At 34.7% G+C, this 20,689-nt stretch carries 29 protein-coding genes and 4 pseudogenes; 24 read left to right on the top strand and 9 right to left on the bottom strand.

Going from position 1 to position 20,689, the window contains the following annotated elements; translation table 11 throughout:
• Together V7S50_RS31650 and V7S50_RS31645 are read right to left on the bottom strand one after the other, a co-directional pair.
• Positions 1–67 (bottom strand): annotated as a pseudogene (locus V7S50_RS31650) (DUF4177 domain-containing protein); the annotation flags it as partial.
• Between the two features lie 445 nt (positions 68–512).
• Positions 513–1,418 (bottom strand): DMT family transporter, encoded by a 906-nt coding sequence (locus V7S50_RS31645; RefSeq protein ID WP_336376717.1) that lies wholly within the window; start codon positions 1,416–1,418, stop codon positions 513–515.
• A gap of 107 nt (positions 1,419–1,525) precedes the next feature.
• Between V7S50_RS31645 and pdxR the strand changes: the two genes are divergently transcribed.
• Positions 1,526–2,920 (top strand): MocR-like pyridoxine biosynthesis transcription factor PdxR, encoded by a 1,395-nt coding sequence (gene pdxR, locus V7S50_RS31640; RefSeq protein WP_442896554.1) that lies wholly within the window; start codon positions 1,526–1,528, stop codon positions 2,918–2,920.
• A 318-nt stretch (positions 2,921–3,238) separates the two neighbouring features.
• Here pdxR and V7S50_RS31635 read toward each other — a convergent pair whose 3' ends face one another.
• The 4 genes from V7S50_RS31635 to V7S50_RS31620 all read right to left on the bottom strand — a co-directional run bounded on the left by V7S50_RS31635 (position 3,239) and on the right by V7S50_RS31620 (position 5,089).
• A complete protein-coding gene (locus V7S50_RS31635) occupies positions 3,239–3,802 on the bottom strand; it encodes a hypothetical protein (RefSeq protein ID WP_336376718.1) in 564 nt (187 codons plus the stop codon).
• Positions 3,803–3,933: 131 nt separating this feature from the next.
• The gene (locus V7S50_RS31630; RefSeq protein ID WP_000540384.1) at positions 3,934–4,044 is read right to left on the bottom strand and encodes a YjcZ family sporulation protein; all 111 of its coding nucleotides are present in this window, start codon (positions 4,042–4,044) and stop codon (positions 3,934–3,936) included.
• Between the two features lie 142 nt (positions 4,045–4,186).
• A complete protein-coding gene (locus V7S50_RS31625) occupies positions 4,187–4,396 on the bottom strand; it encodes a hypothetical protein (RefSeq protein WP_309260344.1) in 210 nt (69 codons plus the stop codon).
• Between the two features lie 192 nt (positions 4,397–4,588).
• Positions 4,589–5,089, bottom strand: coding sequence for a hypothetical protein (locus tag V7S50_RS31620; protein WP_336376719.1), 501 nt, complete (start codon positions 5,087–5,089; stop codon positions 4,589–4,591).
• A 225-nt stretch (positions 5,090–5,314) separates the two neighbouring features.
• Between V7S50_RS31620 and V7S50_RS31615 the strand changes: the two are divergent.
• The 16 genes and pseudogenes from V7S50_RS31615 to V7S50_RS31540 all read left to right on the top strand — a co-directional run.
• Positions 5,315–5,650, top strand: a pseudogene (locus V7S50_RS31615) (phage antirepressor KilAC domain-containing protein); the annotation flags it as partial.
• 116 nt (positions 5,651–5,766) lie between these two features.
• The gene (locus tag V7S50_RS31610; RefSeq protein WP_336376720.1) at positions 5,767–5,904 is read left to right on the top strand and encodes a hypothetical protein; all 138 of its coding nucleotides are present in this window, start codon (positions 5,767–5,769) and stop codon (positions 5,902–5,904) included.
• A 607-nt stretch (positions 5,905–6,511) separates the two neighbouring features.
• A complete protein-coding gene (locus V7S50_RS31605; RefSeq protein ID WP_242253927.1) occupies positions 6,512–6,712 on the top strand; it encodes a hypothetical protein in 201 nt (66 codons plus the stop codon).
• Position 6,713: 1 nt separating this feature from the next.
• Complete coding sequence (locus tag V7S50_RS31600) at positions 6,714–6,890, top strand: hypothetical protein (protein WP_242253929.1); 177 nt, start codon at positions 6,714–6,716, stop codon at positions 6,888–6,890.
• Positions 6,891–6,907: 17 nt separating this feature from the next.
• Positions 6,908–7,540: pseudogene (locus V7S50_RS31595) on the top strand (Sak single strand annealing protein).
• 189 nt (positions 7,541–7,729) lie between these two features.
• Entirely contained in the window at positions 7,730–7,951 is a 222-nt protein-coding gene (locus V7S50_RS31590; RefSeq protein WP_270697878.1) for a hypothetical protein, read from the top strand.
• Positions 7,952–8,784, top strand: a pseudogene (locus V7S50_RS31585) (conserved phage C-terminal domain-containing protein).
• Positions 8,708–9,526 (top strand): ATP-binding protein, encoded by an 819-nt coding sequence (locus tag V7S50_RS31580; protein ID WP_336376721.1) that lies wholly within the window; start codon positions 8,708–8,710, stop codon positions 9,524–9,526. Before V7S50_RS31585 ends, V7S50_RS31580 begins: the two are co-directional and overlap by 77 nt.
• 3 nt (positions 9,527–9,529) lie before the next feature.
• Positions 9,530–9,766: a hypothetical protein gene (locus tag V7S50_RS31575; RefSeq protein WP_336376722.1), complete on the top strand. Its 237-nt coding sequence runs from the start codon at positions 9,530–9,532 to the stop codon at positions 9,764–9,766.
• On the top strand, positions 9,681–9,968 hold the full coding sequence (locus tag V7S50_RS31570) for a helix-turn-helix domain-containing protein (RefSeq protein WP_309260339.1): 288 nt from the start codon (positions 9,681–9,683) through the stop codon (positions 9,966–9,968). The genes V7S50_RS31575 and V7S50_RS31570 overlap by 86 nt, the downstream gene beginning before the upstream one ends.
• Positions 9,965–10,228 (top strand): hypothetical protein, encoded by a 264-nt coding sequence (locus tag V7S50_RS31565; protein ID WP_336376723.1) that lies wholly within the window; start codon positions 9,965–9,967, stop codon positions 10,226–10,228. Before V7S50_RS31570 ends, V7S50_RS31565 begins: the two co-directional genes overlap by 4 nt.
• Positions 10,229–10,241: 13 nt before the next feature.
• The gene (locus tag V7S50_RS31560) at positions 10,242–10,655 is read left to right on the top strand and encodes a hypothetical protein (protein ID WP_309260337.1); all 414 of its coding nucleotides are present in this window, start codon (positions 10,242–10,244) and stop codon (positions 10,653–10,655) included.
• An 8-nt stretch (positions 10,656–10,663) separates the two neighbouring features.
• A complete protein-coding gene (locus V7S50_RS31555; protein ID WP_000375383.1) occupies positions 10,664–10,798 on the top strand; it encodes a Fur-regulated basic protein FbpA in 135 nt (44 codons plus the stop codon).
• Positions 10,795–11,241: a dUTP diphosphatase gene (gene dut, locus V7S50_RS31550; protein WP_336376724.1), complete on the top strand. Its 447-nt coding sequence runs from the start codon at positions 10,795–10,797 to the stop codon at positions 11,239–11,241. Before V7S50_RS31555 ends, dut begins: the two co-directional genes overlap by 4 nt.
• A complete protein-coding gene (locus V7S50_RS31545; RefSeq protein WP_336584454.1) occupies positions 11,213–11,992 on the top strand; it encodes a hypothetical protein in 780 nt (259 codons plus the stop codon). The genes dut and V7S50_RS31545 overlap by 29 nt, the downstream gene beginning before the upstream one ends.
• Before the next feature lie 242 nt (positions 11,993–12,234).
• Entirely contained in the window at positions 12,235–12,420 is a 186-nt protein-coding gene (locus tag V7S50_RS31540; protein ID WP_309260465.1) for a hypothetical protein, read from the top strand.
• Positions 12,421–12,516: 96 nt separating this feature from the next.
• Here V7S50_RS31540 and V7S50_RS31535 read toward each other — a convergent pair whose 3' ends face one another.
• Complete coding sequence (locus tag V7S50_RS31535; protein WP_255181621.1) at positions 12,517–12,876, bottom strand: FtsB family cell division protein; 360 nt, start codon at positions 12,874–12,876, stop codon at positions 12,517–12,519.
• Positions 12,877–13,715: 839 nt separating this feature from the next.
• On the opposite strand from V7S50_RS31535, the gene V7S50_RS31530 reads away from it, so the two are divergent.
• From V7S50_RS31530 to V7S50_RS31520, 3 genes are read left to right on the top strand one after another with little or no spacing between them, the layout of a single operon-like run.
• Complete coding sequence (locus V7S50_RS31530) at positions 13,716–13,937, top strand: DNA-entry nuclease (protein WP_309260333.1); 222 nt, start codon at positions 13,716–13,718, stop codon at positions 13,935–13,937.
• Between the two features lie 3 nt (positions 13,938–13,940).
• Positions 13,941–14,114, top strand: a complete 174-nt coding sequence (locus V7S50_RS31525) for a hypothetical protein (RefSeq protein WP_309260332.1) — start codon at positions 13,941–13,943, stop codon at positions 14,112–14,114.
• Between the two features lie 34 nt (positions 14,115–14,148).
• Complete coding sequence (locus V7S50_RS31520; protein ID WP_309260331.1) at positions 14,149–14,409, top strand: hypothetical protein; 261 nt, start codon at positions 14,149–14,151, stop codon at positions 14,407–14,409.
• A 368-nt stretch (positions 14,410–14,777) separates the two neighbouring features.
• Here V7S50_RS31520 and V7S50_RS31515 read toward each other — a convergent pair whose 3' ends face one another.
• Both V7S50_RS31515 and V7S50_RS31510 read right to left on the bottom strand, forming a co-directional pair.
• Positions 14,778–14,990 (bottom strand): hypothetical protein, encoded by a 213-nt coding sequence (locus V7S50_RS31515; protein WP_071737000.1) that lies wholly within the window; start codon positions 14,988–14,990, stop codon positions 14,778–14,780.
• Between the two features lie 796 nt (positions 14,991–15,786).
• Entirely contained in the window at positions 15,787–16,086 is a 300-nt protein-coding gene (locus V7S50_RS31510; protein ID WP_242253956.1) for a hypothetical protein, read from the bottom strand.
• A 404-nt stretch (positions 16,087–16,490) separates the two neighbouring features.
• Between V7S50_RS31510 and V7S50_RS31505 the strand changes: the two genes are divergently transcribed.
• The 4 genes from V7S50_RS31505 to tnpB all read left to right on the top strand — a co-directional run bounded on the left by V7S50_RS31505 (position 16,491) and on the right by tnpB (position 20,446).
• Positions 16,491–17,120 carry a Holliday junction resolvase RecU gene (locus tag V7S50_RS31505; protein ID WP_336376726.1) on the top strand — a complete coding sequence of 210 codons (630 nt, stop codon included), beginning with the start codon at positions 16,491–16,493 and terminating at the stop codon, positions 17,118–17,120.
• A 138-nt stretch (positions 17,121–17,258) separates the two neighbouring features.
• On the top strand, positions 17,259–17,642 hold the full coding sequence (locus tag V7S50_RS31500) for an ArpU family phage packaging/lysis transcriptional regulator (protein WP_098555535.1): 384 nt from the start codon (positions 17,259–17,261) through the stop codon (positions 17,640–17,642).
• Between the two features lie 109 nt (positions 17,643–17,751).
• Complete coding sequence (locus tag V7S50_RS31495; RefSeq protein WP_336376727.1) at positions 17,752–18,108, top strand: PH domain-containing protein; 357 nt, start codon at positions 17,752–17,754, stop codon at positions 18,106–18,108.
• A 1,216-nt stretch (positions 18,109–19,324) separates the two neighbouring features.
• The gene (gene tnpB, locus V7S50_RS31490; protein WP_252209323.1) at positions 19,325–20,446 is read left to right on the top strand and encodes an IS200/IS605 family element RNA-guided endonuclease TnpB; all 1,122 of its coding nucleotides are present in this window, start codon (positions 19,325–19,327) and stop codon (positions 20,444–20,446) included.
• The last annotated feature ends 243 nt before the right edge of the window (positions 20,447–20,689 follow it).

The raw sequence follows: 20,689 nt of genomic DNA, 5'->3' as shown, positions 1-20,689 counted from the left end.
TATAATCTTCTTTGGGTTGCCCTTTCCATCCATCAATTTCGACTTTCACAAATTTGTAATCATACATATTCTTCCACTCCTTTTCCCCTAATTGTACCATTTAGAAGAAGCGATGTATTGTACTTTTTTGACTGTATACTCTATACACGTTTGGTTAACATAACGTCTCAAATTATCGGTAGCAAGGAAAAGGGGGGAATCCTATTCTCACAAGAGAACCTTCTTTTTTGTTCTATGGATCTATGCATTTTTTATACATTCTTATCCTGGTGCGGTTGTAGGGTTCTTGTCTGTTATTGGATTAACCGAAAAACTGTATAAAATCTTGTATACTCTTAGCGTGGTTTTTCCCGAAATACTGGCGGTACCCCATGCCCATCAAGCTAAGATTATATAAGTTTAATTTCACTTGAGATTTTTTTCTTTTTTCTAAAAATCCAGTATAAGCTCTTTAAAGTTTTGCATACCAAATAAATGAGCTCTATTTTCAAGTTCACAACACTTATTCCTTATTAAGTAACTCTTTTTAGAGGTAATTTTGCAACTTGCTTCCGAGTTCTAAACCCTAATGCAATAGCAGCGCCAATACAGCTAGAAAAACAACCAGCAAACAAATACAATGATGGATCTGACTCACCGATTAAAACGGAAGCTATTCCTCCAATTACCGGGAAAAGTGCAACCATATAGCCACTTTGAGCTCCTCCAATTTTTTCTACAAGCTTCAAATAGAATAACCATGCTACAAATGAAGCAACCAGAGTTAAATATAACAACCCAAATAAATATGAAAACGATGTTGGAAATATAAATTCTTGTCCTTGAAATAATACAATTACTCCCATCAATATACTGCCCACTGTAAATCCAATGGCATTTGCATAGATAGGATTCACTTTGTGACTTGCATTTCGTGCCGAGCTAGCATCACCTACTGCTGTAAGAAACGTACCTAAGATCGCAACTATAATTCCTTTTATGTCATTGTACCCTTGAAAGTTGTTCAAGTTCGGATAGATGAGAATACATACGCCTAATACACCAAAAATCCCCCCAAACAAAACGCGTGAATGTAACTTTTCTTTTAAAAAAATCCGAAGGGTAATCGGGGTTAAAATCACCTTTAATGAAAAAATCAATGTTACGATTGCTGCAGAACTCAAAATTGTGGCGTAATAAAGGCATAAATAGCTTAATGCAAAGTTACATACACCAAAAACTATTACAAATGGGATATCTTTTCTTGTTGGCATCCCTCTTGGTCGAAGGAACCAAACAAGTATCAAAAATAAAAAAGCTGTCATAACTAGACGATACGTTAAGGATAATTCTAAGCTGACAGGAGTTCCTTGAATTTTTACCGCAATAAAGTTGAGTCCCCATACAATCAAACAAAATATGTACATAAATATTGTCATAAGTTTTCTCCCAAATTCAATTTTTTTCTAAATTTATTATTCATTTATACCGTCATTTATAAAAGGTACAGTTTATAATAAACACAAATGACAGATGAGGAATTACAATGATGAATGAACTAATATTTAATATCAATCGAGAAAGCAACACTCCTATGTACCAACAAGTTTATCAATACATACGTACTCAGATTCTATCTGGTAAATTAGAAAAGGATACAAAGTTGCCATCGATTAGACAACTTGCTATCCAATTAGAGGTCAGCAGAAACACAACTCAAGTAGCCTATGAACAACTGCAATCGGAAGGATATATTCGAAGTGAGAACAAAAAGGGATTTTTTGTAGAGGCTACTATATCGGATGAGATACTTAATTATGAACCCATTAGAGAACAGCATCATGAAACAAATCATGCTGCCATGAATACTATTGACTTTAAAATTGGGACAGTGGATCAAGAGAACTTCCCTTTGAAAAAATGGAGAATGCTTACAAATAAAATCATTAAAGACTCTAGCATGTTTTCATACGGAGAAAAACAAGGCGACATTAAATTAAGAAAGGTACTAGCAGATTACTTGTTTCAATCAAGAGGAGTTAATACTTCTGCAGAACAAATTATTATTGGCAGTAGCACACAGCACTTGTTATTACTTTTGTCGTTGTTGCTAAAGCAAGACTATCATTATCTGGCAGTAGAAGACCCTGGATATAATGTGGCAAGGGAACTTTTTGTTCTTCAATCATTTATCATTGATCCAATCCCGGTAAAAGAACAAGGCATTCAAGTCGATCTCCTTTTAAAATCGCCTTCTAGACTTTTATATGTCACTCCTACTCACCACTTTCCATATGGAGTGACTATACCCGTCAATGAGAGATTAAAGTTAATTCAATGGGCAAAAAGGGTGGAAGGATATATTATTGAGGATGATTATGATAGTGAATTTCGATACATCCATCAACCTATACCGTCTCTTCAAAGCTTAGATTCTAATGATAGGGTGGTTTATTTAGGAACTTTTTCAAAAGCACTACTACCCTCTATCCGTGTCAGTTATATGGTTTTGCCTAGAAGGCTAATAAGTGAATATAAAAAGATACTCCCTTTGCTTGAGCAAACATCCTCATCTATCCATCAGCGAACACTGGCGACCTTTATGAATGAAGGATATTGGTACTCACACTTAAGGAAGATGAAAGCTTTGTATAAACGTAAAATGAAACTATTGAATAGGGAATTATTAAAACATTTTAAGAATTATGTTGAAATAAAAGGTGGTAGCTCCGGAATTTTCGTTATTATTGAAGTGAAAACGGAAATGAGTGAAAAAATGCTAATTGAAAGGGCATATGAACACGAAATTGTAGTTTATCCTTGTTCAAAATATTTCTCGAAATATACACCACGATATCCGCATATTCAACTTGGATTGGGTGATTTATGTGAAAAAAAGATAATAGAGGGAGTTTCTCAATTAGCAAAAATTTGGCTGTAATCTTGATTTTTTCATTCTTCCTATTAGGAGTCATTGTACATGGCCGTCAAGTTAAGAAATTAATTGTTCCCCAAAAGGAAAAAGTGAGCCTAATACCCTTAAATAGCTGTAACAAGGTGGGGAATTCGTTTTTGGGTACTTAAAAAACTTAAGTTGATGTGCATGGGGTTGCAATAAATCTTTAGCTTGATAGCGATGGGGTGGGGTCCCTATTAAAAAAAGGCACCCTAAGGTGCCTTCCGACTTGAACCACTTTAATTTTAATAATATGTATTGGACTCCCATCCAAATGGTGTTTTACCATGTTAAGTTATTTTATTAATTGCTGCACATATTTACTTTTTCTTGGTACTTTACAATACTATCTTTTATAGCCGGATTCTGTTCGGCATTTTTTAATTGTTCGAGAACATTTTTCGCGTCGTCACAACTCATTTTTTCTCGTTCTTTATCTTCAAATGATTGTGCTCTCCTTTTTGCGTACTCTAAACTTTCTTGTTCTTCACGTGCTTCTTTCTCTGTCTTTTTTTGTTTTTGCACTTGTGCTTCTTGTTGTTTATGGGATTGTTCCTGCTTTTGACGTTGTTGTTCTTCTTGCTTCGCTTTTTCTTCAGCCTGTCGTTGTGCTTCGGCCTCTTGACGTTGCTGTTCTTCTTGTTTAGCTTTCTCTTCTTCAGCCTGTCGTTGCGCCTCAGCTTCTTGACGCTGTTGTTCTTCTTGTGTAGCCTTTTCTTCAGCCTTCTGGTCCTTATCGGCTTCTTTTTGTGTTTTCTCTTCAGCTTTAGAGTCATTAACTGTACTTGCGTTTTCGTTAGATGAGCATGCTGCCAATCCTATAATTAAAACGCAGCTTGTTAGTGCGAGTAATAGTTTATTGTTCATAATATGTATCCCCCAGTGTCTAAAATGTAAGATTACCTGAACTATGATAACAAACTATTAATCGCTATATTGTAATATTATGTCGAAGGTGTACAAAAAAAGACACCCAAAGGTGCCTTTTCCAATAGTTTTTAGCAGAAGCAAGTGCAGCCAATAATGATTAATAGAATAAATAATACAACTAATAAAGCAAATCCTCCAGCAAAGCCGCAGCCTTCACCGCAAGTACCACCATATCCCATAACGATAGTTCCTCCTTTAGATCAGAGGGTAAAACTAGGGTTCATTCCATGTAATTTAATGGGTTCACTTCACCTTATGTTTTGAAGAATGAATTGAGCAGGTCCTTTTGAAAATAAAGAAAAGATGTCTTCAAGCGCCTTTTTACTCTGTAATAAATTTAAATACATAGTACATAAAAAATAACAAAGATAGGCTAGCTAATCTGCCAGCAATTGATTCTTTCATAAATTTCATAAGTACCACTTTGACAATTAACGCTAAGAATAATGGTATAAATATTACGATAGCAAGTTTGATTGCTAAGTCATTTATAGTTGGGTTAAATGGTTCAAAATTAATTATGATATTCACTTACCTTCCTTTTATCCTTTTATATTTATAATACAACTTATATTGTTTTGTCTAATAAGAAAAGACACCCAAAGGTGCCTTCCTCTACTTGTTCTACATAAGACTTTTCTTACAGTACAAATATATCTGGGTTCCCACCCAACTTTATTTTGCTACATCTATTTATAAAGTTTAATTAATTTACAAGTGAGACTACACCCATTTATACATTTCAAATACCAAATCGTCTAACTTACTTGTCCATCTTAATCCAGAAATTTCAGGGAGAAGAGATCTATAATTACCCCAGTTTAAGATATGAATATCCTGAAATTTTAAATCCTTTAGCGAGGATATACTTTTAGAATTATATGCAGGTTTATGAACATAAATTAACAATCTCTCAGCCAAGTCAATTTCTACTGACCATTCAGTTTCAGTTGGGTTTTTAGAACCGTAAAACCTTCCAACATATATTTTAGTATTGTTAGAATCGTTAGTGTCCGGCCAATTTTCTTGGGAAATTCTTTGCCCTATAGTCTGAAAATCTGCTTTTCCAATATACAACAGAACGTCATTACCATACACAGGGTGATTCCCATAAATCTGATAAATTCCATAATCGATTTCTTCATTTTTTAGTTTTACTAGGTCTGCAATATTGTATGGTCCATCCCAAAGGATTTGAATTAAACTCGTTTTTGTAGTTTCCATAATAAAAACATCCTTAATTTTTTATATAAATTTTACCATAAAAATAATCGTGTTTTTTTTCGAAATGCTGGCGGTACCCCATTTAAAAATGTTCTTTTGGCACGTGAACCACGTCCATTAAAAAATTAGACAAAGGAAAGCGGTGGCGTGCTTGGAAAACGACAGCTGGCGAGACAAAGAAGTTAACTAGCGTTGGAATAGCAAGGAGGAATAATACATTTACACCTTCAGCAACAACCGCTTGTGACATTTGCAGAAGCTTGTATGCAATCCAACGAATCGCTAAAGGTGAGTGAAGTTGCTAAGTTAGCAACCAAACACAATGTCAAAATTGGGCAACGTCAGTTGTTCGCAAAACTTAGAGAGTGGAACTTAATCTTCAAACGATCTACTGAACCAACTCAGGCATCAGTTGAAAAGGGATACTTCGAAATCGCACAAGGTGTTAAACAGAAGCCTTGTGGAGAGCCATTCACATGGACAACAACATACGTAACGCCAAAAGGACAAGCATACATCATAGACCGACTGAAGAAAGAACAAGAACCGGAGGCGGTTTAGATGCCAGAAGAAAGCATGTTTTCTTTATGTATGGTTGCTGTATTTTTCGCAGCGTTAGGCGGATTCGCTTATGTGATGGAACGTATAGATAAAAGGTTTATGAAGGATGAAAAGTGATGGATAAACAGCAGCGAGATGAATACGAACAAAAGAAACTCTTGTGGATCATAAAAGATTTAAGAGCTAGAGGGATACATAACAGCGTAGATAAGGTTGAGGAAATGCATAAGGAGTTTATAACTCTAGCTAAATGATAAAAGCCCTGCAAGGGGATGCAGGGCAAGACTAAGGGTATTGAAGAATTGTCGATTCTAAAAGTAAAGGACTTCTTGGAATGTTATAAGTTTAACACATAATTCATTTAAATATTATATACAAATGTTACATAAATGTGAATGTGAAAAACTATGATGAAAATTATGAAAAAAGTTGATAATCCAAAGAATCCATAAGGGCTTATGTTTGTAATAGCGTCTTTATAGAGTTAATAGGACAAGCTCTTGCTTGTCGTAATATTCAGGAATCTAATGGTATCCCCCACCTAGTAAATGGGTTCCTAGATATTCCGATGCGTGAAAGCATCAGAAAGGGTGAGAACAATGCATCTGCTAGTTTAAAACTGGCATTAAAAATACCTGTACGGGGAGGCACAGGTATCCAAGAAGGGTGTTTCAACAGGTTGATTCTATTTTATCAATAACTCAATGAAAATGACAGGTTAAAGATTGAAAATTCAGTCTATTTTGTTGAGAAATAAAAAACCGCCCCCACCAATAGGACGGTTTTAGAGAAACAAATAAATATCCTTACCTACATTATAACATATTTTGTTTATCTTAGTAAATAAGGAGTAATATGGAAATGGTTGAAAATCCAATTACTTATGGAAATCATCACGATTCATCAGCTAGAGATTTCATGGATTACTGTCAAGGATGTGGCGGAGAAATCTTCTACGGAGAAGGATACCTTGATTTTAGTGGGGATCCAATCCATACCGAATCCGAATGCATCAAACAATACGTTGAAGAACATTCGATGAAGAAAGTAGCAGGTGAATAAGATGAGTCTACAAAACAAAATTGAAGCTGAAATTCAAATTATGAAGAGTTTAGTTGAACGATACAAACAAAGTAACGAACCAAATGCTGCATTGATGGTTGTGGCTTACGAATACGGATTACAGTCACTTATGGAAGTGTATGAAGCTAGTAAACAAACGGAATTAGCACCATTTTAAAAGAGAGGGAGATTCGTATGACAACTGAAAATTACTTTTCTAAATTAGCTCAAATAGATTGCACGGAACATGTTGAAAAGAAAGGGCGCTTTAATTACTTATCATGGGCATGGGCGGTTAAAAAGCTTCGTGAAGTAGATCCAACAGCGACATGGGAGGTAAAACGATTCAATGGAGTACCTTACCTTAAAACAGATTGCGGTTACTTTGTAGAAGTTGAAGTAACTGTACAAGGAAATACCACTAAGTCAGGTTCACCCAATACTTAACAATCAAAATAAGCCCGTTGCAGAGCCTAACAGCTTCGATATTAACACTAGTATTCAACGTTGCTTAGTTAAGGCAATAGCGCTTCACGGGTTGGGATTATACATCTATGCGGGTGAAGACCTACCAGAAGTACAAGAAGAAATGATTAATGCTCAACAAGTTGGAGCAATCAAATTAAACATTAAAAAGTTGGCTACTCTTCGGAAAGTGGATGAAGACACGATTAAAGGATACTTAAGCATTAAAGAAGTTGGTGAATTGACATTAAAACAAGCCGAGGAAGTACTTAAGAAATCAACAAAGTGGGTTAAACAGGCTGAAAAAGAAACTTCTGAAATTGAAGAACAAGACAGGTTGAAAAAATAGAACAAACAAACTAAGGAGATGCTAAGCCTGTTAGACAAAAATCAATCTAAAGTCGTCCTTCTAGCGTGGGTGTGAAGGGGCGCACGGAATAAAGAGGAAGCAAGGGAAAAGGCGATAGAGTACATTACTCCCGATCGCTATCCAGGATACAAAGTGATTAAGGTTCAAGGCGCCATAGCGGTATGCGAAAGGGAGAATGCATGATGTTTAAGATACCTGTCAGACGTGGATCGATGAGAGAAATGCTAATAGCAGTGCGTGATTTAGAAAAACGAGGTTATGACTATGTAACGCCAATTAAGCGGGTATATAGAGCAGAAAGAACTTTTCATCACGAGGGTAAATTCAAGGGGAGAGACAAAGTTCGGTTTACTGGCATGGAAGACTCAGTAAGTTATGAATGTTGGATGAAGAAGGTGAACTAAGTGAGTAACTACAACACGATACGTACAATCATTTCTCAAATAAGTGGACAAGAAAACATAGTTGTTGTACCAAAATTGTTTGTTAAGTTAACAGGCGATCTCACAACAGCGATACTTCTTAATCAAATCGTATTTTATAGTGATAAATCGAAGAGAACAGATGGATTCTTTTATAAAACATACAAATAATGGGAAGAGGAAATTTGCTTAACAGAATGACAAGTTAGGTATTCAACAAAAAAATTAGTTAATGATGGCTTAGTAGAGACAGCCTTAAAAAAAGCGAATGGAGCTCCTACGGTCCACTACAAATTGGATTATAACAAATTGGTAGAATCCATTCTTACACTTTGTCAGAATCAAACCTTACAAAGTGTCGGAATCCATTCTGACAAAACGTCGCAATCTTTAACAGAGAATACAACAAAGAACACAACAGAGATTACTACATTAAAAGATAATATGCCTTCTGACCAAAAAGAACGGTCAAAAGACTGTATCCCTTATGAAGATATCGTTTCTTATCTTAATGAACAAGCGGGTAAATCTTTTAAACATAAAACAGCGAAAACTAGATCGTTAATCAAAGCTAGATTTAAAGACGGTTTTATTATAGATGATTTTAAACGAGTTATTGATATCAAAACAGCACAATGGTTAAAAGACTCCCATATGAACCCGTATTTACGACCAGAAACGTTATTCGGGACTAAATTTGAAGGTTACTTAAATGAAAAATAAAAGGAGTGGATTCTAATGCAAGCAGCGGCAGTGTCAATGGCAAAGATAATAGCTTCATCAACAAATATGACTTTACCAAAGGTTGCAAATGAAAGATGTGATTTATGTAGACGTAAAAAGTTCCTTGATGAAAATAACAAAGCCTACTGCTGGCATTGTAAAGAGATTGCACCTCAGGACGTTCAGTTAGCCCAGGAAACGCTTGTAATACAAAAGAGGAACCAAGTTATTAGTTTATACGATTCGTTTGCAGACAACAGTCTAATTAACGACAAATTAAAGAAGGCTAATTTTGATAATTATGTACCTCCTACAAAGGATTTATCAGATGCAAAAGAGACAATCATGAACTTTGTTTCTACATACAGCAAAGAAGATCCAACAAGCATGATTATTACAGGCGATTACGGAGTTGGTAAAAGTCATTTGTGTGTAGCAGCTACTAAAGAACTAATGAAACGTGGATACAGCGCGATGTTCATTCAAATGAACAAGTTGTTCACAAAAATAAAGTCTACGTGGAATAAAAATAGCGAATTAACAGAGGACAAGCTTATGTCACTTCTTGCTAAAGTGGATGTTCTTATTATTGATGACTTTGGAGCAGAATTCACGGAAAAAGATAAAGAAGGCGTTACTTGGAAGCAAACGAAGACAAATGAAATTGTAGATAGTCGAATTGGGAAGAGGACTTTATTTACAACGAATTTTAGTGTTGATCAGTTAGCGGAAATGTACGGAGAACGTGATTTTAGCAGAATGATGGAAAACGCAAAAATGCTAGAAATGTTTGGTGATAATTATAGATTACGAAATTTCAAGAAGGGGGAATAAACAATGTGTGCATGTAACGGAACGGGTATGTATCAGTTTGGGCCATGTGTTTGCGAAGCGGCAAATCAAACACCTGAGGAAGTGGATAGAAAGCGTCATGCTGTTATGGCGGAGCTAAGAGAAATTCATAAATTACAACTGGAGGGGAAATGGGATGCCAAGACTTGGAACGGATTTGGAAAAGGAAAATTACACAATGGCGTTGCAGCAGGGAAGGTACATGAAGAAATCGCGTCGTAATTTATATATCGCTTTAGAAGAGTTGGACTTAGTGTTTGATGAAAGCGAAGTAATTCGATTACGAAAAATGTGGAACGAAGACAAAAATATTATTGAAATTGCTACAGAATTGGAGAGGCATCAACTAGAAATTGCCGCATTAATCATGGATCAGGCAGATAAGAACAAAATTAAATCTCGTCCAATGGGGTTAGGGGCATGAAACAACTAACACTGGAGGATGTAGTCGGAAGTTTTGATTATACCGCAACAAGTACAGTGGACAAATTTTTGAAGCGTAATAGCGTTATGACGTATTCAGTAGAATTTTACGACAAAGACGAAAAGTGGAAGCTTCGTTGGTTTGAGGCGAAGTCTGAGGGTGCAGCTATAGAAATGGCTAAAAAGAAATACGGAAAAATAAAAATCATTACCACTTATATTTCGGATAGAACCTTAGAGGAGATCATGAATTTGGATTAGGAGGCATAGCGTTATGAAGATAAATAGATGGCTAGAAAAGGAAGATTATAAAGCAGCCGAGAAGAACGGAATTGGCTATTACATGTTATATCGTAGGGTGTATCAAATGGGGTGGGATATTGATAAGGCAATTAATACACCACCTCGGAAATATCAATTTAGGGAACAAAAGTGGTTGAGACTAGCTTTAGAAAATGGAATTAAAAAAAAGACATTTTTAACTCGTGTTTATAAAGGGATGCCACCAGAGGAAGCGGCGAAAAGGCCCGTAAAGAAATTGAGAGTAACAATGGAAGATATGGTCAATTTGGCTGAAGAGAATGGTATTTCATATGGCACATTTAGTACAAGGGTAATAAAAGGAGGATGGAGTCCACAAAGGGCAGCGACCACACCTATAAGGAGAGCTAAGAAGAAAAGAAGCTAGGAGGCAACATGGACAGGAAACAAATTTATATCGATGTTTTACTACAAAAAGGAATTTATAAAGAGGAAAAGACAGGGCGACAACTTTATGAGATGACTGAACAAGAGTTGTGGAATCTAATAAAAGGAGTGTATCAGGAATGAAGTTAAGAGTGAAAATTAAGCGAGTGAAAGATGTAGAAATGCCGAAATATGCGAATCCGGGTGATAGTGGCTTTGATCTTGTAGCAGCGGAGGACACGATTGTTTGGCCTGGAGAAACAAAGGTTGTACCAACGGGATTGGCTTTCGAAATTCCATCAGGATACGAAGTGCAGGTGCGCCCGCGTAGCGGTATGACGCGTGATACAAAGCTACGCGTAGTTCTTGGAACTGTGGATAGTGGTTTTAGGGGAGAAGTTGGTGTGCTAGTTGATAATATTGAAGCCCCTAAAGAGGCAAGTATGCAAGCTCATGTAATTGAAAGAGGGACTCGTATTGCTCAAGGTGTCATAGCGCCAGTAGAAACGGCTCATTTTGTAGAAGTTAACGAACTATCGGATTCTGAAAGAGTAAGCCGTGGCTTTGGAAGCAGTGGGATTAGATGAAAAATCGAAAGAATGTTGTATCTGTGGGTCGATATTTGAAATAGATCAAAGTATTTGGGATAGAAGGAAAACTTGTAGTAAGAAATGTGATAATGAACGAAGAAAAACGATGTATTCGAAGGACTATACAGGTAAGAGATATGGAAAATTATCTGTAGTCAGCAGAGAAGTGAAAAACAATAGAAGCTATTATAAGTGTCTGTGCGATTGTGGAGAATATGTAATCACTAGAAGTGATTCGTTAACTAGTGGGAAAACAAAGAGTTGTGGATGTCTTTCCGTAGAAACAAATAGAAAGGTTCACTCTAAACATAAGGATTCTAATACAAGGTTGTATAGAATTTATCAAAAAATGCGGAATAGATGCAACGATCCAAAAAACTATAGATTCACTAGATATGGTGGGAGAGGTATTACGGTTTGTGATGAATGGAAAAATGACTATGAGTCTTTTAAAAAATGGGCATTAGAACATGGATATAACAATAAATTGACAATTGATCGAATTAATAATGATGGGAATTACGAACCAAATAATTGCAGATGGACAGATGTTAAAACACAATCTAATAACACTTCTAGAAATAAATATATCGAATATAAAGGTGAAACGAAAACACTTGTGCACTGGTGCGAAGAATTGAATTATTCATATAGCAGCACGAGAAATATGATTGCAAAAGGAGACAAGACAATAGAGGAGATATTTACAAGAAAACATATTGGTAAAGGCTTTACTGGTTGTAAATAATCGTGGATTCGGATCTACAGGTACTAAATAAAAAAAGGCTAGGATTTCACCTAGCACTCAAGCATAAGTCGTATGGAAAGTAAGTATTTTGCAAACTGGATATTTGTAAATTCATTATATAACGTTTATTGGTTATGTAGGTTGAATCAAAGTAATCTTTGCGCAGGTTTTACATGATATTGAAGTTTTTGATAAAGACCAAATTTGAATTTTGTTAAGAAAAATGAGGAAGCGTAGTGAAGATGGTACGTAGACGTGCGGTTATTCGTTTAGAAAAGCAACGGAAAAGCGAAGATAGATTCAGTGTGATTAGATGGGGAATACACATAAATTTAGGTAAACGTAACTATAAGACTAAAGATATATTAGGTGCGTATCAAGATATGCAAGCCACCATGAACAAAGTGGAAAGCATAATGATGGATTAGTTTTATAACAAAAGCGTTATTTAATAGAATTTTGATAAAAAGCGATGATCATTAAATCGCTCCATGATTTATGACCATCGCTTATGTATTGAAAAGTTATTCAGTTATTTGAAATATAGTTTCATCAGGTCTGGAGAATCCATACAATTTCCTTGCGAACTTTAAAATACCTTCTTCACTCTCTGTTAAAGTTTTAATATCGTTTTCAAAATAACGTCCTATAAGTTCTACTTCAGATAATCTTTTCTTTTCTTTATTAAGTGTAATTTGTTTTTCTTGAATCATTTGTTCTTGCTTATAAATGCAAATTTGAATGGAAATAACCATAGGTAGCATAAAAGCAAGCGCTAATAAAAGACGACGTCTTAGCTTTTTATTCGTTTGTTGATTCTTATTAGGATTAATTTGTTTTTTTGAGATTGATTGTTGAGGTGGTAAATTTGGGACACTCCCCATTTTAATGCCTCCATTACTTATGTATAGAATTTAAATTGCTAAAAGTATTATATATGTAAAATAGATAATTTTGAACCTATTTAGGCAAAGAGAGGTTTTATGAAACTTAACAAAATAGTTATTTAAAAAAAAGACCTCTTACGGAAAGATAAGAGGCCATCAAAAAATGTTGTATTTGAAACACGTGATGTTTCATAATGACATTATAACATAAATTTATATATTACGTATAATAAATATAATAGTTTTTGAAAAGAATAAAAGTGTATAAAATCCGTATTTAAATGAAGAATCCCTAAACTTAGGGGGTTAGGGATTCTCGGTTTGGTATACTTCACACGGTATTATAAAAAGAATAGAACGTACTGAAGATAACATATGAATGTTTCATAAATGTATCAAAAAAGTGAACAAAAAGTAATTTTGTAAATCAAGGTAGTCAGCACAGTTAACTAACGGCTTGTTGAAAAAAAGAAGCCCCGCAGAAAATGTTACAGGGCTTCCTAAGATTGAGTTATGTCGTACTCACAAGAGATTTTAACATGGATTTAATGGTGAATAAATCGGTAAATGTGTCCAATTGATCTAGAGCTATTATCTTATACAAAAACGCTATTTTAGTTGTAGTTTAACAAAAAGGACCCGCTATAAATAGCAGGCCCTTTCCTAAAATGGCAAAGAGTAACTCTTATCTTACTCTTCTACTATAGAATACACCACATTTGACTATTTGCGTAGAAAAATGTCGAAATATGTAATATTTCATGTCGATTATAAGAACACGAAGAAGTGATACCGATAATTGAATTAAAACGCTATTTGGGAAGGAAGTGATCAGGGTGGAAGTTCAATATGGTGCGCAGGGCAGAATGAAGTACCATCCGAATCATAAGAAGCCGTATACAACGAGGGAATTAGCCTACATATGTAAGTATTATGGATTCGGAAAGGTAAAGGCAATCGCTTTAGCGTTAGGAAGAACGGAAAGTACGATTAGGCAATTAGTGAATACTCTCCAGAAGAATGGGGTGTTTGAAAAATATAAAGACATGGAGGTATGAATAATGGCTGTAGAAGCAAAAGTGAAATTTGAATTAAATGAAGAACAAAAATTACAGTTTCAAAATGTAAGAGAAAACGAAGGAGAACAAGAAGCGTTTTATTTTCTAGAGGAAATGATAATGAAAGAAATTGATTTAGCTGAATTTGTGGAGATGGAGTACAAGGATGAAAAATAAAATGTTATTTAATACGTAAGGAGTTGTTAAGGAGATGGGACATTTATCTATGTTTGATATGGATGAAACGAAAATTAAGCTGTATGAAGTATTGGAAGCTAATAACTACCATCACGAGATTAAGAGTTATTATCTACACAACGATTACATGGGTGAAGTTAAGTATTTTTACATTAGAATGACAGACGACACGATTATTGATATGTGTTTAAGTCAGTTCTCTGAAGTATTTGCGGTGTACGAGGGATTCACTGAAGTGCAGATCAAGAAGATATATAAAGGGAGATTGCAGTAACAATGCTATTTTATAAAAAAGAGAAGCCCTTAATTAGGTCGCTCCTCTTAATGCCAATATACAATAACTCTTCCATTATAATGTATAAGCGAAAAATATTTAATAATTATCTTCATGGTAAAAATTTCATTTTGTTTTAGTTTAAAATCAAAAAAGAGCACTTTATTAAGTGCTCTTGTGACGAGATCCATTTTGTAACGACTATTTTACAAAGAAAGGAACGCAGAATATTATATGCGCGTTCAGTTAATTGAGTGCTTTTTACAAACAAAGAGCAGCTAGCAAAAGCTAACTGCTCAATACAAGGAGATACAGAGAAAACTAAATGAATTTTGGCATACAGCCTATCAACAGTATTGACGGAATATTTATTTTAAATCCAATTTACTTAAAGTAAACATCCCAATAGATAAAATGGCTGCACCTACTGCAGAACCTATCCAGTCTCTCCAGCCTAATGTATTAAACGGTGTATCTGTTAAATCCATAATTAAGAAGATAGCAAACATTAACATACCGAATGCTAAGCATCCCCAGAATGTTTGTAAAGATGTAATCATCTTCTTACGGAACTTTTTCATGTAAATCACCCTTACTAATATGTTGTATTTTTATAAATAAATTATTGCATGTATAAAGATTGAAGGTACAGAATATGTAATATTTCATATTAAGACTCAATAAAATCATCCTTTTGTGGTAAGGGGTGATGAAATTGAATAAACAGGAATAGATGATTCCCATTAAAGAGTGGATAAGAGGAATACAAAAGAGCGGCCAGCAAAAGCTAACTGCCGATCTCCAAGGGAGATTATATTTTACAAATTAGATTATGATAGTCGATATTCTCCATATTGACCAGAAAAGAACCAAGAATTCTAGTGAAATTCCAAGTGTCCTTTTCCTAGTTTTTTGAAATTCTTTTACTAAATAGCCGACAGCACTAATTGCTATAAGAATGAAAAGAATAAGTTCAAGTGTAACTGGCATTTAATCTACTCCTAATCATTTATTTTAAGTTAGTATATAACGATTATAAGATATTTTTGTGGCTAATGGTGAAAAATTAAACAAAACAATCTCTATATGAAAAAAGGTCCTGTTGTCTCCAACAGAACCCCTTCTAAAATGGCAAAGAGTAACTCTTACCTTACTCTTTGTTTATATACTACAGGAGTATTAATAAAAATCCAAGGCTCCTTATATTGAGAAATAAAGAAGAATCATTTTAAATAATTTTATCATTGTTATAAATAAAGGAGCAGTTAGCTAAAACTAACTGCTCATCTCCAAGGGGGAACAAGGAGAAAATCTGATGTCATATACATTATTGACGGAATATTGAGTTTTATTCAGGGGTACCTAAAGGTTTTCTTTTTAACTTAATCCATATCCCACAAACAAAATAATGGCTAAAAACACGGATAATGAAAATGTCAGAAAGACTGTTATTATGCTCCTAAGCATCGCTTTCCAGTTGTTTATTTTAGAGAACCCTATCATACCAACAAAAAAAGTTCCTAGTGTTAAAACTAGCAAAACGAATAAAGGATGAAAATATATTGTATTCATAATAGATCCATTCATTTTAGGTGACCATACTTCAAGATATAAAAAGAATAAAGCGACACAAACAAATGAAAAAATAAAAGACCAGAAGTTTATAGTATGTTTCATGATTGCCCCTTTATTAATATGATATTTTTTACTGAATTTTAGCAAATTCTAAATAGAATTAAAACAAAATAATTCTTTTACGAAAAAAGGCCCCGTTGTTTCCAACAGGACCTTTCCTAAAATGGCAAAGAGTAACTCTTACCTTACTCTTCCGCTATATAATACACAAAATACGTATAGATTTGTAGAACAAGAAATTCCAATTTAAATATTTTAATATATAAAATTAATGTATTTTAGCGGAATTGAACATCAAGAATTAAATTACAAATGTTGATTTATCAATGAATATCAATGGTGAGATAGAAAGTGATGATTAATAAAGAAATATTATAATAATAAAATATGAAATATTGCATATTCAATTGAAGTAGAAATTTACAAGTAGGAAGCGAGGAATAACAATGGGAATAGGAAATCGTGGAATGGCTTTTGAGAAGCTTATCAATTTATCGAATGAAATGTATCAAAGAGGGAGAGTGGCGCTAATAAACAAGCGTCCGACTCCTGTGAAGGTGCTAAAAAGTAAAGGTGGCCGTGTATTAAATGGATTCTATGAAGCTAAAAGTACAGTAGACTATGACGGCGTGTATAGGGGACGAGCTATCGCATTTGAAGCGAAGTCTACAGAGAATACTACACGATTTGATTTAAAGAACATTGCGCAGCATCAATTGGATTACCTGGATAAAGCAGAGAAGATGGGAGCGATTTGTTTCTTCCTTATAGAGTTTAGAAAGGACAAGTCAGTATTCGCAGTACCACTATCAGTCATTCAATCTTACGTAAGGATGTCTCATCAACCGAAGGGCAAGAAGTCTATACCAAGAGCAGACTTTGATATTTATGGATACTTAGTAGAACAGACAGAACGAGCACCGATTGATTACTTGCAGTACGTTGATGAAGCAGTAGCGCCAGTTATGTTTGATGGCATGATTCAATTTGATCAGGACCATAAGAAAGTAGCAAATAACATTGAAGCAGCGAAAGAGAAGATGATCAACAAGAAACGTAATTTATTAAAAGCTTAATGGATAACGGAGCCATGCAGAGTGGATGGTGGAGGCTGCTCGCTATGCATGTTTCCTTTATTCAACAAAGAGATAGTAAAATTTCACGTACCTGATGTGAATGTAAAAAGACAAATTCAGAAGTAGGGGGATTCCTTCATGGAACAATTAGCATTCTTACCAGTAATGGACAAAGAAATGGAGAAGAAGATGCAAAAGGAAGTTGTCAGCATTCTAAAAGAATACCGCGCTTTAAAAGCACGTTTTGAGAATGAAGTGGAGCTACAGCAAGAGGGAATCAGTCTGTTTCCAGAGATAAGGGATACAAGACATGTGAGTAATATTAAGTTTAAGCAAATTGAGAAAGCACTAAAATACGTATTGGATTATGACGAGGCTGAGATTATTAAAATGAAGTATTTGAATGGAGAGAAGTTAAAGGACAGTTTTATCTATAATGAGTTATCAATGAAGAAGGATCACTTCTATAATAGGAAGAAAAATGCAATTCGAATGATTGCTACTTCATTGGGGATGATTTGAATATAAGGGGTTTTGTTGGAATGCTTTCGTGTTAGTGTTAAAGTGTAATATATAATAAAATAGATGTACAGTGTTGATAATTTAATACTAAAAATATGGAGGATTACTAGTGAAGGCGAACTTGGAAATGGTAACAAGATACTTACAGAGTAATGAAGAAGTAATTTCTACACTTTATTGTGCGATAAATCTTGGTTATATTAGTAGATCTGGAATTTTAGCTGCTACAAATAAAAGGTTATTGTTTTGTGCTGACTATATGTTTGGAAAAGGCCTTAAATGGGAATATGCATACACTGAGGTGAATAACTTCAGTCATACAAATGATATAGTTTTAGAGATGTCTAGTATCCCTTTTATCAAAAAAATAACAATGGATTCCGGTGATGATTTTATTGTATTTGATAATTTTTCTACCCCATCAAAAGTGAATTCATTTTATGAGCTAGTTCAATCAAAGATATAATCGTTAAGGAAATGTTATCTTTTTGTTTTACTTAATAGCAAGATTCTTTATAAGAAAGATGCATCTCATGAAAATTGGGGTGCTTTTTTTATGGAATAAAAAACATCGACAAAAAACCGATAAAATAAGGGGAATTATGCAGATGAAATCGACGGTAAAGTATAGGTACAAGCCCTTTGACAACAACATATCGAAGAGGATTAGTACACCTATTAGTGAAACATTCTGATGGGAGAATGTCACGGTAACGTATACCGCATAGTAGGGCGGGCAAGGCGGTACGAACCCGCGTTAAGACGAAAAGACCAATGAATTACTTATAATGACATATTCCAGTGTGGCGCGGTGTGAGATAACTCGCATCCGTCATGCTGTTTCTATTGTATTTACCATTCAGCTTAGAGACTGTCCTGCTCTCTGGGTTGGTAGTGAATATAAGTCTATTATTCTGTTATACCGGTTCTTGAAAATGGAAATGGGGTGGTTGTTCTTGAGTGAATGAACATCGCGTTTCTGGTACAAGGTTGTATACGTGATCTCGTACATTAGTAATTACTCACGATTCTTATTAATGACTAAAACGGGGACAAAGAGTTCCACTCTTTGTTTGAGCCAATACAACGGAAACATTCCCCTTCCGTCCCTCTAGTGTATTGGTTCAAACAAGGCGTCGGAAGAAACACATACGTCTTGGATATAAATCCTTTATAATTCGATATTAGTCAGCAAAGGCGAAAATGACATTAAGTAGCCGAAGTATTGAGCTAGCTCTACGGAGTATAAACGAGAAGGTTGAGAGTGATCTTGACCTTGGAAGAGGAACTTCATCCTTTTGTTTTTATTTCTCTCTATTAGATTGGTTAACTAGGGGCAAATTGATAAAATATTTTTTTGTATTATTTAATAAAAGTATATATAATTATATTGATGTTTGAATATTGGTTAGTTAAAAATGGGGAAAGAAAAATGAAGATTAAATTTGCTGTGGTTAAAGATGAAAATTTTGATTTTACTTTATCATTTTAGCCAAGAATACTCCTTCCTCAAGGAGCGTGAAGGGTCACAGCCCAGTGAGTAGGTGGGAGATGAATTGGCTTCGAACAAGGGATGGCAGGAAGCCATCTTAATTGTTCGACTTACAGAAAGTTTTACTCCACTACCTATCGAATGTACGTTTGGTATATAATAGTCATATCCCGAAATGGAGGTGAATCAAATGATAATTAATAAAGCCTATAAGTTTCGTATCTATCCAAATCAAGCACAAGCAATTCTAATTAACAAAACGATAGGTTGTTCTCGCTTTGTATTCAATCATTTCCTATCCCTATGGGATCACGCATACAAAGAGACTGGAAAAGGTTTAACATATGGTACATGCTCTGCCAAACTTCCTGCCATGAAGAAAGAGTTTGTTTGGCTCAAAGAAGTGGATAGTATTGCGATTCAGTCGTCTGTTCGCAACCTTGCGGATGCGTATACACGATTTTTCAAAAAACAAAATAGTGCCCCGCGTTTCAAATCCAAGAAGAATAGCGTACAATCTTATACCACAAAACAAACAAATGAAAATATTGCCGTTGTAGGGAACAAAATAAAGTTGCCGAAACTAGGTCTTGTTCGATTTGCCAAAAGTCGTGAAGTAGAGGGACGTATTGTAAATGCGACTGTTAGACGAAACCCTTCTGGTAGATATTTTGTGTCACTATTAGTTGAAACAGAAGTACAAGAACTTCCGAAAACACATTCTTACATTGGGATAGATGTAGGACTAAAAGATTTCGCCATTTTGTCAGATGGAACACCCTATGAAAATCCGAAGTTTTTCCGATCATTAGAAGATAAGTTGGCGAAAGCACAGCGTGTTCTTTCTAGAAGAATGAAAGGATCTTCTCGCTGGAATAAACAACGAGTAAAAGTAGCTAGAATTCATGAATACATATCAAATGCTAGAAAAGATTACTTAGACAAAATCTCGACTGAAATCATCAAAAGCCACGATGTTATCGGTATAGAGGATTTGCAAGTATCGAATATGTTAAAGAATCATAAGTTAGCAAAAGCAATTAGTGAAGTATCTTGGTCACAGTTTCGAACCATGTTGGAATATAAAGCAAAATGGTATGGCAAACAAGTCATTGTCATATCGAAAACATTTGCTTCCAGCCAATTATGTTCTTGTTGTGGATATCAAAATAAAGACGTTAAAAATCTAAACCTACGTAAATGGGACTGTCCTTCTTGTCGTATGCACCATGATAGGGATATTAACGCAAGTATCAATATAAAGAATGAAGCAATAAGACTTCTAACCGCAAGGACTGCGGGGTTAGCCTAATCAATTAGAGTTCGATAGAACTCTTTACTTAGGAATCCCTCACTTCTAAACGAAGTGAAAGTGGGGGTAGTTCAATGTTCTAGAAAGTCTATCAATGAAGCTATTCAATATTAATATTAGTATACATTAAGCATCCATTATGGATGCTTTTTTCTTTGTTATATAAAAATTACATATTAAACATATATTTATACGTTTTGTTCCTACACATTAAGGAATAGTAATAAAAAGATGATACCGATG

This window comes from Bacillus sp. CCNWLW194, assembly GCF_037120585.1.
GTDB classification, from domain to species: Bacteria; Bacillota; Bacilli; order Bacillales; family Bacillaceae_G; genus Bacillus_A; species Bacillus_A basilensis.
This window is presented reverse-complemented; position numbering and strand designations above follow the sequence as displayed.

Bases quoted from the DNA above. Each gene is read 5' to 3' on its own strand.
- V7S50_RS31560 (WP_309260337.1), top strand. From the start codon at position 10,242: ATGAAGATAAATAGATGGCTAGAAAAGGAAGATTATAAAGCAGCCGAG.
- V7S50_RS31580 (WP_336376721.1), top strand. From the start codon at position 8,708: ATGCAAGCAGCGGCAGTGTCAATGGCAAAGATAATAGCTTCATCAACA.
- V7S50_RS31600 (WP_242253929.1), top strand. From the start codon at position 6,714: ATGAGTCTACAAAACAAAATTGAAGCTGAAATTCAAATTATGAAGAGT.
- tnpB (WP_252209323.1), top strand. From the start codon at position 19,325: ATGATAATTAATAAAGCCTATAAGTTTCGTATCTATCCAAATCAAGCA.
- V7S50_RS31645 (WP_336376717.1), bottom strand. From the start codon at position 1,418: ATGACAATATTTATGTACATATTTTGTTTGATTGTATGGGGACTCAAC.
- V7S50_RS31555 (WP_000375383.1), top strand. From the start codon at position 10,664: ATGGACAGGAAACAAATTTATATCGATGTTTTACTACAAAAAGGAATT.
- V7S50_RS31620 (WP_336376719.1), bottom strand. From the start codon at position 5,089: ATGGAAACTACAAAAACGAGTTTAATTCAAATCCTTTGGGATGGACCA.
- V7S50_RS31605 (WP_242253927.1), top strand. From the start codon at position 6,512: ATGGTTGAAAATCCAATTACTTATGGAAATCATCACGATTCATCAGCT.
- V7S50_RS31635 (WP_336376718.1), bottom strand. From the start codon at position 3,802: ATGAACAATAAACTATTACTCGCACTAACAAGCTGCGTTTTAATTATA.
- V7S50_RS31610 (WP_336376720.1), top strand. From the start codon at position 5,767: ATGGATAAACAGCAGCGAGATGAATACGAACAAAAGAAACTCTTGTGG.
- V7S50_RS31570 (WP_309260339.1), top strand. From the start codon at position 9,681: ATGCCAAGACTTGGAACGGATTTGGAAAAGGAAAATTACACAATGGCG.
- V7S50_RS31500 (WP_098555535.1), top strand. From the start codon at position 17,259: ATGGAACAATTAGCATTCTTACCAGTAATGGACAAAGAAATGGAGAAG.
- V7S50_RS31540 (WP_309260465.1), top strand. From the start codon at position 12,235: ATGGTACGTAGACGTGCGGTTATTCGTTTAGAAAAGCAACGGAAAAGC.
- V7S50_RS31590 (WP_270697878.1), top strand. From the start codon at position 7,730: ATGTTTAAGATACCTGTCAGACGTGGATCGATGAGAGAAATGCTAATA.
- V7S50_RS31505 (WP_336376726.1), top strand. From the start codon at position 16,491: ATGGGAATAGGAAATCGTGGAATGGCTTTTGAGAAGCTTATCAATTTA.
- V7S50_RS31515 (WP_071737000.1), bottom strand. From the start codon at position 14,990: ATGAAAAAGTTCCGTAAGAAGATGATTACATCTTTACAAACATTCTGG.
- V7S50_RS31510 (WP_242253956.1), bottom strand. From the start codon at position 16,086: ATGAAACATACTATAAACTTCTGGTCTTTTATTTTTTCATTTGTTTGT.
- V7S50_RS31525 (WP_309260332.1), top strand. From the start codon at position 13,941: ATGGCTGTAGAAGCAAAAGTGAAATTTGAATTAAATGAAGAACAAAAA.
- V7S50_RS31575 (WP_336376722.1), top strand. From the start codon at position 9,530: ATGTGTGCATGTAACGGAACGGGTATGTATCAGTTTGGGCCATGTGTT.
- V7S50_RS31520 (WP_309260331.1), top strand. From the start codon at position 14,149: ATGGGACATTTATCTATGTTTGATATGGATGAAACGAAAATTAAGCTG.
- pdxR (WP_442896554.1), top strand. From the start codon at position 1,526: ATGATGAATGAACTAATATTTAATATCAATCGAGAAAGCAACACTCCT.
- dut (WP_336376724.1), top strand. From the start codon at position 10,795: ATGAAGTTAAGAGTGAAAATTAAGCGAGTGAAAGATGTAGAAATGCCG.
- V7S50_RS31630 (WP_000540384.1), bottom strand. From the start codon at position 4,044: ATGGGATATGGTGGTACTTGCGGTGAAGGCTGCGGCTTTGCTGGAGGA.
- V7S50_RS31565 (WP_336376723.1), top strand. From the start codon at position 9,965: ATGAAACAACTAACACTGGAGGATGTAGTCGGAAGTTTTGATTATACC.
- V7S50_RS31535 (WP_255181621.1), bottom strand. From the start codon at position 12,876: ATGGGGAGTGTCCCAAATTTACCACCTCAACAATCAATCTCAAAAAAA.